The 15,051-nt window shown below is 65.8% G+C and carries 15 protein-coding genes, 1 tRNA gene and 1 riboswitch; of the genes, 12 read left to right on the forward strand and 4 right to left on the reverse strand.

The features are described 5' to 3' along the window. Nucleotides 1–50: 50 nt before the first annotated feature. A complete protein-coding gene (locus EV656_RS01070; protein ID WP_132598579.1) occupies nt 51–620 on the reverse strand; it encodes a gamma-glutamylcyclotransferase family protein in 570 nt (189 codons plus the stop codon). A 73-nt stretch (nt 621–693) separates the two neighbouring features. Next, nucleotides 694–782, forward strand: a riboswitch (glycine riboswitch). Nucleotides 783–926: 144 nt separating this feature from the next. On the opposite strand from EV656_RS01070, the gene gcvT reads away from it, so the two are divergent. Genes gcvT through gcvP form a run of 3 tightly spaced genes read left to right on the forward strand, consistent with a single transcriptional unit; the run spans nt 927 to nt 5,290 of the window. Further along, complete coding sequence (gene gcvT, locus EV656_RS01075) at nt 927–2,057, forward strand: glycine cleavage system aminomethyltransferase GcvT (protein ID WP_132598581.1); 1,131 nt, start codon at nt 927–929, stop codon at nt 2,055–2,057. An 11-nt stretch (nt 2,058–2,068) separates the two neighbouring features. Continuing rightward, nucleotides 2,069–2,428, forward strand: coding sequence for a glycine cleavage system protein GcvH (gene gcvH, locus EV656_RS01080; RefSeq protein WP_132598583.1), 360 nt, complete (start codon nt 2,069–2,071; stop codon nt 2,426–2,428). 12 nt (nt 2,429–2,440) lie between these two features. Beyond that, the gene (gcvP, locus tag EV656_RS01085; RefSeq protein ID WP_132598585.1) at nt 2,441–5,290 is read left to right on the forward strand and encodes an aminomethyl-transferring glycine dehydrogenase; all 2,850 of its coding nucleotides are present in this window, start codon (nt 2,441–2,443) and stop codon (nt 5,288–5,290) included. A gap of 19 nt (nt 5,291–5,309) precedes the next feature. Here gcvP and EV656_RS01090 read toward each other — a convergent pair whose 3' ends face one another. After that, on the reverse strand, nt 5,310–5,747 hold the full coding sequence (locus tag EV656_RS01090; RefSeq protein ID WP_132598587.1) for a cupin domain-containing protein: 438 nt from the start codon (nt 5,745–5,747) through the stop codon (nt 5,310–5,312). A 155-nt stretch (nt 5,748–5,902) separates the two neighbouring features. On the opposite strand from EV656_RS01090, the gene EV656_RS01095 reads away from it, so the two are divergent. Next, on the forward strand, nt 5,903–6,097 hold the full coding sequence (locus EV656_RS01095) for a hypothetical protein (RefSeq protein ID WP_132598589.1): 195 nt from the start codon (nt 5,903–5,905) through the stop codon (nt 6,095–6,097). Here EV656_RS01095 and EV656_RS01100 read toward each other — a convergent pair. Further along, nucleotides 6,094–7,344 carry a DUF2254 domain-containing protein gene (locus EV656_RS01100; RefSeq protein ID WP_132598591.1) on the reverse strand — a complete coding sequence of 417 codons (1,251 nt, stop codon included), beginning with the start codon at nt 7,342–7,344 and terminating at the stop codon, nt 6,094–6,096. The genes EV656_RS01095 and EV656_RS01100 overlap by 4 nt on opposite strands. A 56-nt stretch (nt 7,345–7,400) precedes the next feature. Beyond that, a complete protein-coding gene (locus EV656_RS01105; protein ID WP_132598593.1) occupies nt 7,401–7,610 on the reverse strand; it encodes a hypothetical protein in 210 nt (69 codons plus the stop codon). Between the two features lie 73 nt (nt 7,611–7,683). On the opposite strand from EV656_RS01105, the gene trxC reads away from it, so the two are divergent. The 8 genes from trxC (at nt 7,684) to EV656_RS01145 (ending at nt 15,013) form a co-directional block, all read left to right on the forward strand. Beyond that, a complete protein-coding gene (gene trxC, locus EV656_RS01110) occupies nt 7,684–8,130 on the forward strand; it encodes a thioredoxin TrxC (RefSeq protein ID WP_132598595.1) in 447 nt (148 codons plus the stop codon). Between the two features lie 35 nt (nt 8,131–8,165). Next, a tRNA-Ala gene (locus EV656_RS01115) sits at nt 8,166–8,241 on the forward strand. Between the two features lie 387 nt (nt 8,242–8,628). Next, nucleotides 8,629–9,450: a formyltransferase family protein gene (locus EV656_RS01120; RefSeq protein WP_132598597.1), complete on the forward strand. Its 822-nt coding sequence runs from the start codon at nt 8,629–8,631 to the stop codon at nt 9,448–9,450. Beyond that, nucleotides 9,447–10,373 (forward strand): polysaccharide deacetylase family protein, encoded by a 927-nt coding sequence (locus EV656_RS01125; protein ID WP_132598599.1) that lies wholly within the window; start codon nt 9,447–9,449, stop codon nt 10,371–10,373. The genes EV656_RS01120 and EV656_RS01125 overlap by 4 nt, the downstream gene beginning before the upstream one ends. A gap of 96 nt (nt 10,374–10,469) precedes the next feature. Beyond that, the gene (locus EV656_RS01130; RefSeq protein WP_165918911.1) at nt 10,470–10,997 is read left to right on the forward strand and encodes an invasion associated locus B family protein; all 528 of its coding nucleotides are present in this window, start codon (nt 10,470–10,472) and stop codon (nt 10,995–10,997) included. A gap of 352 nt (nt 10,998–11,349) precedes the next feature. Then, complete coding sequence (locus EV656_RS01135) at nt 11,350–11,793, forward strand: low molecular weight protein-tyrosine-phosphatase (RefSeq protein WP_132598603.1); 444 nt, start codon at nt 11,350–11,352, stop codon at nt 11,791–11,793. Beyond that, nucleotides 11,790–13,985 (forward strand): polysaccharide biosynthesis tyrosine autokinase, encoded by a 2,196-nt coding sequence (locus EV656_RS01140; protein ID WP_132598605.1) that lies wholly within the window; start codon nt 11,790–11,792, stop codon nt 13,983–13,985. Before EV656_RS01135 ends, EV656_RS01140 begins: the two co-directional genes overlap by 4 nt. A gap of 11 nt (nt 13,986–13,996) precedes the next feature. After that, nucleotides 13,997–15,013 (forward strand): NAD-dependent epimerase/dehydratase family protein, encoded by a 1,017-nt coding sequence (locus EV656_RS01145; RefSeq protein WP_132598607.1) that lies wholly within the window; start codon nt 13,997–13,999, stop codon nt 15,011–15,013. Nucleotides 15,014–15,051 lie beyond the last annotated feature (38 nt).

Consider the following 15,051-nt stretch of genomic DNA (forward strand, 5'->3'; position numbering starts at 1 on the left):
AATACCCATGTCGGAACGGTCCCCGTCGCGCCCCGCCCGGATTGGGCGCGTCAGGCCCGTTCGATCACGTTGACCGCGCGCTTGCCCAGCTCGTGATCGACAAACCGGCGCTCTTCCCCGCTCAGGGCCTGGTGGCGCGGATAGCGTGGGGCGGCGCGGTCGTTCAGGATCGGCGCTTCCCACCCGTGGGTCGTCTCGAAAAACCGGCGTGCGCCCTCGGGGCCGAATTCCCGCAGATAGCCCTGCACCACCACGTCGATATAGCTCAGCAGGATCGGGTGGGTCACATCCGGCGGTGCGGAATGGCTGTCGGGCACGGCATAGATATGAACGTCCAGCGCGGCGGGCGCCGCGTGCTGGACCGCATGGCCCACCGCGTGCCGGTCATAGGCGTGTTCGCGGGCATCCAGCGCATCCCAGTCATGCCCCGGCACCGCGGCGATCAGCCCCTCGATCACCGTACCCGGCGCGGGTTCGGCGGTCAGATAGGCGACCTCGCGCAGATGGGTATGCCGCCAGGCCCGGCGCCAGCCGGTGATGCGCGCGCGCATGGCGCGCGGAAAGGCATGGGTCGCGCGATTCACCAGCGAGCCATAGCCGAAAAAGAACGGATCCTGCATGGCATCACAAATCGCGGCCCACGGCTCCGATTGCAAGCCCTTGCCGCACGCGCGGGCTTGGCCTATGTGTCGGCGCACGTTCACGGGAGAATCCGGCGCAAGCCGGTGCCGAAGGAGCAACCGCCCCGGTAAACTCTCAGGCCACAGGACCGCGGACGTGTGACAGACTCTGGAGAGAGGCGCAGGCGCGCCCGCCGAAGGGATAGCGATCTCAGGCGAAAGGACAGAGGGGGCATCGGTCTGGCGGCATCGTGCCGCCGTGGAAACGATGCCAGGGCGCAGCAGCGTCCGGCGCAGGGGGGCGGCATGCCGGAACTGAAGCGCACCGCGCTATACGATCTGCATTGTGAACTGGGCGCGAAAATGGTGCCCTTCGCGGGATACGAAATGCCCGTGCAATACCCGTTGGGCGTGCTCAAGGAACACCTGCACTGCCGCGCGCGGGCCGGGCTGTTCGATGTCGGGCACATGGGACAGGTCACGATCCGGGCAAAATCGGGCGCTCCGGCGCAGGCCGCGCTGGCGCTGGAAACGCTGGTGCCGGTCAGCATCGCCGGGCTGGCAGAGGGGCGGCAGCGCTATGCGATGTTCACCGCTGACGATGGCGGCATCCTGGACGACCTGATGGTCGCGCGCCGCTGCGACGACCTGTTCCTGGTGGTCAACGCCGCCTGCAAGGCAGACGACATCGCCCATCTGCGCGCCCACCTGTCCGACATCTGCGAGATCGAGGAAATCACCGATCGCGGCCTGCTGGCCCTGCAAGGCCCCGAGGCCGAGCGCGTGCTACAGACGCTGGCCCCCGGCGCGGCGGCGATGCGGTTCATGGACGTGGCGGTTCTGGACAGCGATTTCGGGCCGCTGTGGGTTTCACGCTCTGGCTATACGGGTGAGGACGGGTTCGAAATTTCGGTAACGAACGACCGCGCCGCCGATCTGGCTCGCGCATTGCTGACCGATGAGGCCGTCGAACCCATCGGCCTGGGCGCGCGCGACAGCCTGCGGTTGGAGGCGGGGCTGTGCCTGTACGGCAACGACATCGACACCGGCACCACCCCGGTAGAGGCCGGTTTGCAATGGGCCATCCAAAAGGTCCGCCGCGACGGTGGCGACCGGGCGGGCGGGTTCCCCGGCGCCGACCGCATCCTGGGCGAGTTGGAAAAGGGGCCGGACCGCCTGCGCGTGGGGCTGCGCCCCGAGGGGCGGGCGCCCATGCGGGCGGGCACGCCACTTTATGCCAGCGAAACCGGCGGCGCGCCGGTGGGCACGGTCACCTCTGGCGGGTTCGGCCCCAGCGTGGGCGGCCCGGTCGCCATGGGCTACGTGCCGGTTGATCTGGCGGGAAATGGGCGCACACTTTGGGGCGAATTGCGGGGCAAGCGCCTGGCCGTCACGGTCTGCGCCCTGCCATTCGTGAAACAGGGCTACAAACGTTGAGGGACATCGACATGAAATTCACCGAAGAACATGAATGGCTGCGGGTCGAGGACGATCTGGTCATCGTCGGCATCACCGAACACGCGGCCGAGCAGTTAGGCGATATCGTCTTTGTCGAACTGCCCGAGGCGGGCACGACCGTTTCCAAGGATGACGAGGTCGTGGTGATCGAAAGCGTCAAGGCCGCGTCCGACATCCTGGCCCCGCTGGACGGCGAGATCATCGAGGTGAACGAGGCGCTGCCCGACAATCCCGGTCAGGTGAACGACGACCCCCTGGGCGAGGCCTGGTTCTTCAAGATGAAGATCGAGGACATGGCCGCCCTGGACGAGTTCATGGACGAAAGCGCCTACAAGAAATTCATCGGGTAAACGGATCGACACATGCCTTACACCCCCAGCACCTACCTGCCCTACGATTTCGCCAACCGGCGCCATATCGGCCCCTCGCCCGAGGAAATGGTCGAGATGCTGGAGGTGCTGGGGCTGACCACCCTTGAAGAACTGATCGACGAAACCGCACCCGCCAGCATCCGCCAGGCCGAGGCGCTGGATTTCGGCGCACCGAAATCAGAACGCGAGATGCTGTGGTTCATGCGGCAGATCGCCAAGAAGAACAAACCCTTCACCACGCTGATCGGGCAGGGCTATCACGGCACGGTCACGCCCCCGGCGATTCAGCGCAACATCCTGGAAAACCCAGCCTGGTACACGGCCTATACCCCCTATCAGCCGGAAATCAGCCAGGGCCGGCTAGAGGCGCTGCTGAACTTTCAGACCATGGTCAGCGACCTGACCGGGCTGGAGATTGCCAATGCCTCGCTGCTGGATGAATCCACCGCCTGCGCCGAGGCGGTAACCATGGCCCAGCGGGTGGCGAAATCGAAGGCTAAGGCCGTCTTCGTCGATGAAAACTGCCACCCCCAGAATATCGCGGTGGTGCGCACCCGGGCCGAACCCCTGGGGATCGAGGTGATCGTGGGCGATCCGTTCGAGGATCTGGAACCCGAGAAGGTCTTTGCCGCGCTGTTCCAGTATCCCGGCACCTACGGGCATATCCGCGATTTCACCGCCCCCATCGCCGCCCTGCACGAGGCGCAGGCCCTGGGCATCGTCGTGGCCGACCCGATGGCGCTGGTCGTGCTGAAGGAACCGGGCGCGATGGGCGCCGATATCGCCGTGGGCTCGACCCAGCGGTTCGGCGTGCCAATGGGCTATGGCGGGCCGCACGCCGCCTACATGGCCTGCCGCGACCTGTATAAACGCGCAATGCCCGGCCGCATCGTCGGGGTGTCCGTGGATTCGCGCGGGAACAAGGCCTATCGCCTGTCGCTGCAAACCCGCGAACAGCATATCCGCCGGGAAAAGGCGACCTCCAACGTCTGCACGGCGCAGGCGCTGCTGGCGGTGATCGCCAGTTTCTACGCGGTGTTCCATGGGCCAAAGGGCCTGCGCGCCATCGCACAGCGCATCCACCGCAAGGCCGTGCGCACCGCCCGAGGCCTGGAAGAGGCCGGGTTCAAGGTGGAACCGGCGGAATTCTTCGACACCTTCACCGTGGATGTCGGCCCGATGCAGGGCGTCATCTACAAGGCCGCGCTGGCCGAACGGATCAACCTGCGCAAGATCGGCACGACCAAGCTGGGAATTTCGCTGGACGAAACCACCCGGCCCGCCAGCATCGAGGGGCTTTGGCGCGCCTTTGGCATCGACCGCAAGGATACCGGCGGCGATGGACAGTACCGCCTGCCCGACGGGATGGTTCGGACCAGCGATTTCCTGACCCATCCGGTGTTCCACATGAACCGGGCGGAAACGGAAATGATGCGCTACATGCGCCGTCTGGCCGACCGCGACCTGGCACTGGATCGCGCGATGATCCCCTTGGGGTCGTGTACGATGAAGCTGAACGCCGCGGTCGAGATGATGCCGATCACCTGGCCGGAATTCGCCAACATCCACCCGCTGGCCCCCGCCGACCAGGTGGAGGGGTACGCCAAGATGCTGACCGACCTGTCGGAAAAGCTGTGCCAGATCACCGGCTATGACGCGATGTCGATGCAGCCCAATTCCGGCGCGCAGGGCGAATATGCGGGCCTTTTGACGATCCGCGCCTATCACAAGGCACAGGGTCAGGGGCACCGCAACATCTGCCTGATCCCGACCTCTGCCCACGGCACCAACCCCGCCTCGGCCCATATGGTCGGGATGAAGGTGGTGGCGGTGAAATCGGCGGAAAACGGCGATATCGACCTGGACGATTTCCGCGCCAAGGCCGAAAAGGCGGGTGAAAACCTGGCCGCCTGCATGATTACCTACCCCTCGACCCACGGCGTGTTCGAGGAGACGGTGCGCGAGGTCTGCGCGATCACCCACGAATTCGGCGGCCAGGTCTACCTGGACGGGGCGAACCTGAATGCCCTGGTGGGGCTGGTCAAACCGGGCGAGATCGGCGCCGATGTCAGCCACCTGAACCTGCACAAGACCTTTGCCATTCCCCATGGCGGCGGCGGGCCCGGCATGGGACCGATCGGGGTCAAGGCGCACCTGGCGCCCCACCTGCCCGGCGATCCGGCGCAAGGGGAAAGCGGCGCGGTCAGCGGGGCGCGGTATGGCTCGGGCTCGATCCTGCCGATCAGCTATGCCTATATCCTGCTGATGGGCGGCGCGGGCCTGACCCAGGCGACCAAGGTGGCAATCCTGAACGCCAACTACATCGCCAAGCGGCTGGAGGGCGCCTATGATGTGCTGTTCACGGGGCAGAACGGGCGCATCGCCCATGAATGCATCCTGGACACGCGCCATTTCGTCGATACCGCGGGCGTGACCGTGGACGACATCGCCAAGCGGCTGATCGATTGCGGCTTTCATGCCCCAACGATGAGCTGGCCCGTCGCGGGCACCCTGATGATCGAACCCACCGAAAGCGAGACCAAGGCCGAACTGGACCGTTTCATCGCCGCGATGCTGGGCATCCGCGAAGAGATCCGCCAGATCGCCGAGGGCAAGATCGACAAGGGCAACAATCCCCTGAAGAAGGCCCCGCATACGGTCGAGGATCTGGTCGCCGACTGGGACCGCCCCTATAGCCGCGAACAGGGCTGTTTCCCGCCGGGCGCTTTCCGGGTGGACAAGTATTGGCCGCCGGTGGGGCGGGTGGACAACGCCTTTGGCGACCGCAACCTGGTCTGCACCTGCCCCCCGGTCGAGGACATGGCCGCGGCCGCGGAATAAGGTGCGCGCCGGCGGCGCCTCAGCCGTCGGCAGGTCCGGGGATATCGAAACCGGGCGGCGCCATCTCGAACCCCTCGAACAGGAAACCGGGGCTGACGGTGCAGCCGACCAGCACCCAGTCGCCCAGGGGGCGCGCCGCCTGCCAATGATGGGCGGGCACGATCAGTTGCGGGTGCTGACCCGCGCCCAGATCCGCCCCCAGCAGATGCGCGCGCGCCGGTCCCGCCGCATCGGCGGCGATGCGCAGTTCCAGCGGGCCGCCCGCGTGGAAATGCCAGATTTCATCCGCATCGACCCGGTGCCAGTGGCTGCGCTGCCCGGCCTCCAGCAAATAGTGGATTGCCGTGCCCGCGGGCCGGGCACCGTTTTCGGCGGGCGCACGCCATGTTTCGCGATACCAGCCGCCCTCTGGATGCGGCGACAGGTTCAGCGCCTGGATGATCTCTTGCGCGGTCATGGGGCCAGTCTACGCCGCGCCCCGCCCCCGGCAAGCCCTGCATTCGGCTGTATGCGCGCCCCTCGTGCAACCCTTGCGACCCTCACGCAGCTGTGAGCACTGCGACAGAACCGCGCAGACCGTTTCCGCGTAGGATCATCAAAGGGAGGAAATCCATGACCCATCGCGAGCTGTCCCGCCGCCTGATCGCCATTGCCCGGCACGAAGGCGACCCGACAAACCCCATCGCCACCGCCCGGCGGCGTGGCTGGCTGGATGCACAGGGCCAACCGACGCGCAATGGCCGCGAACTGGTCGCCGCGATGCTGGGCCAGCGCGGCACGCGCCCCAGCCTGCGGGTGGTCGGCTAGGCCCCCTGCCCTGCGGGCAGCCGCGCCTGCGCCCGCAGGGCGGCGCGGTCTTCCTCCAGCACCAGGGCCTGTTCGGCGTGGGCCAGGGCGCGGGACGTCATCGCCTGCGCCGCGCGGGCCAGCCCCGGATCGTCGCCCGCGCGCAGGGTGTGCAGCGCCGCGACCAGCCGCTGCGCGACCTCGGCCAGCCCGGCCCCGTCCCGCGCAATGGCGGCAAAGGCCCCCTGCACCAGTTCATCCGCCGTGATGGCGCGCGCCCATAGCCGGGGATAGCGCACCTCGTCCGCCGGCGGGTCGCATTCGGCCAACAGCCGTTCCAACCGGCCGATCACATCGATCGCGGTGCCCGGATCGTTCAGCCCCGGCGACAATGCGCGCGAGGCGATCTCGGCCAGCACCATCAGGGCAAACCGCGCGTCCTGATCGAAGCTGCGCAGCGCCTGCACGCCAAAGGCCGCCTGGATCGGCTCTGCCTCGGGCGATCCGGCAGACAGGACATGGACCAGCGGCATGCCCGCCACGATGAAATCCCCCGGCAGGGCGGCGATGTAGATTTCCGCGCCTTCCCGCTCTGCAATTGTGGACAGCGCGCCCATGTCGATGAACTGCACATGCCCGCCGCGCGGCGCGGGCACCGGCCGGGCCGCAGGCGGGATCGCATCGGCGCCGGACAGGGGCCGCGCGCCCAGGCTGGGGGCGGCACGGGTCTGCGCCAGGGTTGCGCGCGCCCGCCCCTCCAGCTGCGCGATGGTCTGATCCACGCTGCCCAGCCGGGACAGGTGGTCGATCCAGCGCAGGATCGCCAGCACGACCAGACCCACCACCAGCACCGTGAACAGGAACAACACCACCGGCCCGGCGCCTGTATACAGCTCTGCCCGGAACAGGATGATGGACACCAGCGCAAAGATGAACGCCCCCAGAAAGGTCGCCAGCACCGTCTGGGTCGTCGTATCCTCCAGCAACAACCGATGCGAACGCGGCGTCACCTGGCTGGAGGCCTGCTGATGCGCGGACACCATGACCGACAGCGAAAAGGTCGTGACCGCCAGCATGGACGAGGCCAGCACGTTCAGCACCGGCATCACCGCGTTTTCCCCGATCCGCGCGGCCAGGGCGGCGGGAATGATCGGGTCGAACAGCGCGGCGGCAACGGCAGCCAGGATCGCCAGCAGCGCGATCAGCGCCGCCCGCACCCACAGGCGCCGGGACAGGCGGATCAGGGTCCACAGGCGTTTCGATTGCATCGGCGTTCCCCTTGACGGTCAGGGTCAGCCTAGCACGGCAGCGCACATGGAAAACCCTAGCGCGCCCGGCTCGGGTGCAGATCCTCGGGCGTAAACGCGACGCCGCGTTCGACCAGCCAGGCGGTGAAATGGGCGGTCTTGGCCTCCAGCGAACAGGTGCCGGTCAGGCAGAACGGATCGGCGGCATAGGCTTCGCGCAGGCGCGTCTGCTCGGCCGGGTCAAGGCTGGCCCAGGGGCGCAGGTGATCGGTGTCAGCGTTGGTCATGGGCACAATTTGCCCTTGCAAGGTGACGCCCGCAAGACAATATATTCAAACACACGAATACTTGGAGGGCGCCATGACCGCCGGACTGAAGCTTGTTTGCCACGATTGCGGCAGCACCAACCGCGTGCCCCCCGAAAAGCTAGGCGCCGCCCCCAAATGCGGCACCTGCGGGGCCAAGCTGACCGACGGCAAGGTCCGCGACATCGATTTCAGAACGATGGAGAAAAGCGCCAAGTCCGACGACCTGCCCCTGCTGGTCGATTTCTGGGCCGCGTGGTGCGGGCCGTGCCGGATGATGGCCCCGCAATTCGCCCAGGCTGCCAAGGCCCTGGCCCCCCACGCCCGCCTTGCCAAGGTGGATACCCAGTCCAACCCCGACGCCACTGTGCGCTATAACATCCGTGGCATTCCGCTGCTGATCCTGTTCCACAAGGGGCGCGAGGTTGCCCGCCTAACCGGCGCCCGCCCCGCCGCGGATATCGAGGCATTCGTGCGCCAGAACGTAACGTTGGGCGCTTGACATCGCACCGCGCATGGGCCACATCAGCGCGCACCGGGGCCGTAGCTCAGTTGGGAGAGCGCGTCGTTCGCAATGACGAGGTCAGGGGTTCGATTCCCCTCGGCTCCACCAGATCCCTTCCCTGACAGATATACACCCGGCGCTGGCGTGATGCGTTGCCGGGGCCAGGCGCCCGCTGCGAATTCTGCGCAATGTCATCCGCCGCGCCGCAGATCATGTATTTCGCCACCAGCGCCTGTTGCGGATCGCCCCCCCCGGTCTTGCCGGTGACATGGGGCATCCGCGCCGTCGCCGCGCATCAGCATCGACCACCGCAACGCTGTAAACGCAACCGTGCCTTGTCACGACGTGGTGGTATCGCTTTTCGAACTATGGCATGGGTTGCGTGTATTTCAGAAACAGGTCGCTATCCGGATCCATGACACGGCCCACGCTGCGTTTCCAAGATTTATCGCCGACCCGTGGCCCGGCACGCACCGCATTGTCCGGGCTTGACGCATGAAGCGGATCGTCATCCTGACCGGGGACGAGTTGCGCCATCGCTACTTTCGGCTGCGCATGGCGCAGGATCCCCGTTTCACAGTGGTTTCCTCGGTGTGTGAGGGAACGGAAAAGAGCCTGGCCGCCCGCACGCAGGCGCGGCCGGATGCCAGCGACCTGGAACGCTGGCACGTCGCCGCACGCGATCAGGCCGAGGCCGATTTCTTCGGAGAGATCGCAGCCGGGCTGGAGGATCGTTCCCACCCGCACCGGATTGCCAAGGGCGCGATCAACACCCCCCAAGAGGCCGCGCGCATCATCGACCTGCAACCCGACCTGCTGGTCTGCTACGGCGCCTCGCTGATCAAGGGGGCGTTGCTGGACCATTTTGACGGGCGGTTCCTGAACGTGCACCTGGGCCTGTCGCCGTGGTATCGTGGCAGCGGCACGAATGTCTGGCCCCTGATCGAGGGCAGGCCGCAGATGGTGGGCGCCACCTTTATGCATATCGACGCCGGGATCGACACCGGCCGCATCCTGCACCAGATCCGCGCCGATATCGTTCTGGGCGACAGCCCGCACAGCATCGGCAACCGCGTGATCCGCAAGATGACCGGCGTCTATGCCGACCTTGTGGCCCGTTTCGACGACCTGGCAGAGATGCCCCAACCCGATCCGGCGGCGGGGCGGCTTTACCTGCAAAAGGATTTCGACGCTGCGGCCTGCGCGCGGATGTACCGCAACTTTCGCGACGGCATGATCGAGGATTATATGGCCGGGCAGCTTGCCGCGGACATCCCGCCCCTGGTGGTCAATCCCGCACTGGAGCCGCGGACATGAGGGCGATCATGTATCATTATGTGCGAGAGTTCGATCCCGCACGGCCCCATTTCCGCTTTCTCAACATCGCCAATTTCCGCCGGCAACTGGACCTTTTCGCGCAAGAGGGCGGCTTCGTCACCCGCGCGGAATGGGACGATTTCCTGGCGCACGGGCGCATGCCGGACATCCCCGGCAAGGTGATCCTGACCTTCGACGACGCGATGTCGTGCCATTATACCCATGTCTTTCCAGAACTGGCCGCGCGTGGCCTGTGGGGGCTGTTCTACGTGTCGACGCAGCCTTACGCGACAGGCCGGATGTTGGACGTGCACCGGATTCACCTGCTGTGCGGCACGGTCGAGGGCACCGAACTTTATGCCCGCACGCGCGCCCTGGTCAGCGAGGACATGATCCCCCATGCCCGGCGCGCCGCCTTTCGCCAGGAAACCTATACCAGCCAGACCAACCGGCCCGGCGTGACCGAGGTCAAGCGCCTGCTGAACTACTTCATCGACGAAAACTGCCGCAGCCAGGTGATCGACACGCTGGGCCGCGATTTCGGCGTCGCCTTCGATTGCAACAGTTTCTACGTCACCCCCGACCAGCTGCGCGAGATGGCCGCCGCCGGTATGGCCATCGGCGCACACACGGTCAGCCACCCGGTCATGAGCAAACTGGACCCCGCCCAGCAGCAGCGCGAGATCGGCGATTGCTTCGCCTGCCTGGACGCGATCTGCGGCAGCGGGACACGCAGCTATGCCCACCCCTATGGCGGCTTTCATTCCTTCGACGCCGCCACGCTGAAGGCGCTGCGCGACAACGGCGTCGCGTTTGCCTTTAACGTCGAGCCGCGCGACATCTGCGCCGCGGATCGCGACAAGGCACAGCTTTTCCTGCCGCGCCACGATTGCAACCTGTTCCCCCACGGTGCCGCGGACTAGGTCACCGGACCATTGCCATGGCGCGCGCGATTGACCACCATGCGCACAGCCGGTTCGTCCCGCCGGGGCCGGTCCCACGCCAAGACAGAGGTTCCCATGACACGTCACCCGATCCCCGCCCTGACCCTTGCCCTGGGGCTGGCTGGCGCCCTGCCCGGACCCGCCACCGCCCAACAGGACACCGCGCCCGACGCCCTGCGCGAAACCTTTCGGGACTGGACCGTGCAATGTGAAACCCGCAAAGAGCAGGGGCGCGTCTGCGAAATGCTCCAGCGTGTCAATCACGAGGAAAGCCGCAGCAGCATCCTGGTCTTCACGCTCAGCTTCGACGCCGAGGGCAACGCGGTCAGCGTGATGATCACCCCCTTCGGGCTGCGCCTGCCCGAGGGCGTCACCGTCGTGATCGAGGATACCGAGATCGGGACCTACCCCTTTGAAACCTGCCTGTCGAACGGCTGTATCGTTCTTGCGCGGTTCGACGAAAAGCAACTGCGAAAGATGCGCGCCGGGGCCGAAGGCGAGGTGCGCGGCATCACCCGCACCGGCGAGAGCTTTGCCATCCCGATCTCGCTGTGGGGATTCAGCGCGGCGCTGGACCGGATGCGCGATTTAACCGGGCAATAACACAACGCGAACGCGGCAGCGTGCCAGACATACAGCCGTGTTCCAGCCCGGCCCGGTCAACGCAAAAAAGGGGGGTGAGATTGCCGCGCCGGTCACGCGAACGCGCCGCACGCGCAACACCTATTGCGAAACCTGCGCCGGGCTGGCCACGCACCCACAGAGGGCTTGCCGCACCGGGCCGTAACGGATACCGAACATAGCATGCTTGCTGCGGAACGGAGGCCGGAATACCGTTCGGATGCATTGCGGGCAGTGACAAGCAACCGGGCGCTGCACACGCCCGAACGGAACAGGAAACGCGCACGGCAAGCCCACGACCAAGGGGCGCCGGGCACGCGCAGCGGGACATGACATGGTCAAAAGCGTTCTGACGGTCTGCACCGGAAACATCTGCCGCTCGCCCGTCGCCGAGGCGGCGCTGCGCATGGAACTGCCCGGCATGACCATCGGGTCGGCCGGGCTGCATGCGCTGGTGGGGCAGGACACCGATCCCGACAGCGCCGCGGCAGCCACGCGGCAGGGCATCGTGATGGCCCCCCATTCCGCCCGCCAGTTCGACGAGGTCATCGGGCGCGGCGCAGATCTGATCCTGGTCATGGAAACGCATCACAGGCAGGAAATTGCAGCGCGCTGGCCGCAATTCCTGGGCAAAACCTTCCTGCTGGGCCATTTCGACAGCACGCGCGAGGTGCCCGACCCCTATCGCCAACCGATCGGCATGCATGAGCGCGCGGTGGAAATCATCGCCCAGTGCACCCAGTCCTGGACTCGGCACCTGAAGCAGATGACCGCATGACGAACACTCCCAACCCCACCATCCCCGACGAGGACGACGGCAACGAATTCCACCTGGCCGATCTGGGAACCCAGATTCTGGCCCGGAAATGGCTGGTGGCCTCTTGCGCGCTGGTCGGGTTGGCCCTGGGTACGCTTAGCGGGCAACTGCCCCCGGATAAGTATTCCGCCAGCGCGCTTGTTCATATCGAGCGTCGGTCGCAGGGCATCGAACTGCCCGAAATCCTGGTCGGCGAGCGCTTTGGCAATCTGTCACTGGCGCAGATCACCACCGAAACCCACATCATCCGATCCAGCTTCACGCTGGGGCCGGTGGCGGATGAACTGAACCTGGACTGGCGGCTGGAGCCGCAGCGCTTTCCGGTGATCGGGCATATGGTGGTGCGGCGGTCCTGGCCGCAGGTGCCCAACTGGATCCTGCCCGGCTATACGCGCCACGGCGACGCCTACGAACTGGACCTGCTGGAGGTGGACGATCACCTTATCAACCGCAGGGCCAGGATTGTCGTCACCGGCGAGGGCGCGTTCAGCGCCAACCTTCCCAAGCGAGAACCGGTCAGCGGCAGGGTCGGCGAAATCGTTGAACTGGCCCCCGGCTTTCGTTTCCGGCTGTCACAGCTGGACGTGCCGCCGGGGCGGGAATTCACCCTTTGGCGCAGCAACAAGCTGCAAGCCGTCGCCGCCGCGCGCTCTGGGCTGAGCGTGCGAGAGCGCCCGCCGCGCAATAGCGGGATCGCAGATTTTTCCTACCAGGGCACGGATTCCGATTTGACGATCATGATCGTCAACGGCGTCGTCCGATCCTATCAGCGGCAGACGCTGAACCGCCGTGCGGCGGAAATCGACCGATCGATTGCCTTCATCGAAACCCAGTTGCCCGAAGTGCGCGCCCAGACCGCCGCCGCCGCGGCCGAACTGGCCGATTTTCGGCAGGAAAACGATGTCAGCGACCTGACCGTCGGGTCGCAGCAATTGCTGCAACGCATCGTCGGCATCGAGGCCGATCTGGAGGAATTGCGCTTCCGCGAGGAGGATCTGGCCAAGCGGCTGACCCCCAACCACCCCGAATACCGCACCTTGCTGGACCGCAAGGCACGGCTGGAGGAACGGCTGGAAGAGCTGCGCGCAGAGTCCGCCGAACTGCCGCCCATCGAACAGCAGCTCCTGGCGCTTCAACAAAAGCTTGAACGCTCGATCGAGATCGAGCGCCAGTTGTCCAGCCGGGCCGAGCAGTTGAACATCGTGCGCGCCAGCGCCGTCAGCAACATCAACCTTCTGGAACCGGCCGTCCGGTCCCGGCGCATCGGGCCGGATCGCCGCACGCCGATCGTGGCCGGGCTGCTGGGGGGGCTGTTTCTGGGCGTTCTGGCCGTGCTTGGCCTGAACTTCATGCGCCGGGGCATCGACGACAGCCGCTCTATCGAGGAGTTGGGCCTGCCCCTGTTCGCAACGGTCAATCGTGTCGAGGGGCTGCGCACGGACGACACCAACACCGCACTGTATTCGCTGGCCCGCACGCAGCCCAACGACATCGTGGTTGAATCCCTGCGCGGGCTGCGCACGGGGTTGCAATTCTCGCTTGCGACGGCCCCCAACAAAAGCCTGATGATCACCTCGCCCGCGCCGAGCCTGGGGAAATCCTTCATCTCGCTCAACCTGTCGATCGTATCGGCACAGGCGGGCAACCGCGTGCTGTTGATTGACGCGGACCTGCGCAAGGGCAAGCTGCGCAAACAGTTCGGCCTGCCCCGCAGGCACGCCGGCCTGTCGGACCTGCTGTCCGGTCGCGCCGGGATCGAAGAGGTGCTGGTCACCGACCCCGAAACGGGGATGGATTTCATCCCCACCGGCAGCTACCCGCCCAACCCCGCCGACCTGCTGACCGCCCCGCAGTTCAAGAAACTGATGGAAGAGGCAACAGGCTATTACGACCTTGTCGTCGTCGATTGCCCGCCCGTGCTGGCGGTGACCGATCCGGGCATTATCGGCCAGGCGACGGGCATGTCGCTGTTGGTGATCAAACACCTGGAAACCACCAAGGCCGAGATTCAATCCTCACGCAAAATCCTGGCCAATAGCGGCGTGACGCTGTCCGGCGCCATCCTCACCCAGTTCGATGCCTCGGCCAGCCGCTATGGCCATTACGGCCACAAATACGGTTACTACGGCGGCTACAAATACCACTACAATTAGGGCAATTCCGCATGACGCGACGGGTATTCATCACCGGCACAGCCGGGTTCATCGGCTTTCATCTCGCCCGGCTGCTGCTGGAAGAGGGCGTGACCGTCCACGGGTTCGACGGGATGACCGATTATTACGATGTCGGTCTGAAACAGAAACGGCACGAAATCCTGAAAGGCTACCCCGGCTTTACCGCGACCGAGGCCATGCTGGAGGATCAACCCGCGCTGGACGCCGCGATCGAGGCTTGCGACCCGCAGGAAATCGTGCACCTGGCCGCCCAGGCCGGCGTACGCTACAGCCTTGAAAACCCCCGTGCCTATATCGACGCGAACGTGATTGGCACCTTCAACGTGATGGAGGCCGCGCGCCGCCTGAAGGTGCGCCACCTGCTGATGGCCTCCACCTCGTCGGTCTATGGCGCGAACGAGGACATGCCGTTCACCGAGACCGAGAAGGCCGATACGCAACTGACGATCTACGCGGCCACCAAGAAGGCAAACGAAAGCATGGGCCATGCCTATGCGCATCTGTGGAACCTGCCAACGACGATGTTCCGCTTCTTCACGGTCTATGGCCCCTGGGGGCGGCCGGACCTGGCATTGTTCAAGTTCACCGACGCTATCCTGGATGGTCGCCCGATCGACATCTACAATAACGGCGACATGTACCGCGATTTCACCTATGTGGACGATCTTGTGCGCGGTATCCGCCTGCTGATGGACGCGGTGCCGGTGCGCCCGGCCTCCTCAGCCGAGGTGCCCGAGGGCGACAGCCTGTCGCCGGTGGCGCCGTGGCGCGTGGTGAATATCGGCAACTCGGAAAAGATCCGGCTGCTGGATTTCATCGACGCGATCGAGGACACGCTGGGTATTCGCGCACAACGCAACTACATGCCTATGCAGATGGGGGACGTGCCCGCCACCTGGGCCGATGCCAGCCTGTTGCAGGGGCTGACAGGGTATTCCCCGCGCACTGATTACCGCGACGGGATCGCGCAATTCGTCGCCTGGTTCCGCGAGTATTACGGGAAATAAACGCCGCCCGTGCAATGTGGGGGGGGCTGCGCCCCCCT

The sequence above is a fragment of the Rhodovulum adriaticum genome (assembly GCF_004345735.1).
GTDB classification, from domain to species: domain Bacteria; phylum Pseudomonadota; class Alphaproteobacteria; order Rhodobacterales; family Rhodobacteraceae; genus Rhodovulum; species Rhodovulum adriaticum.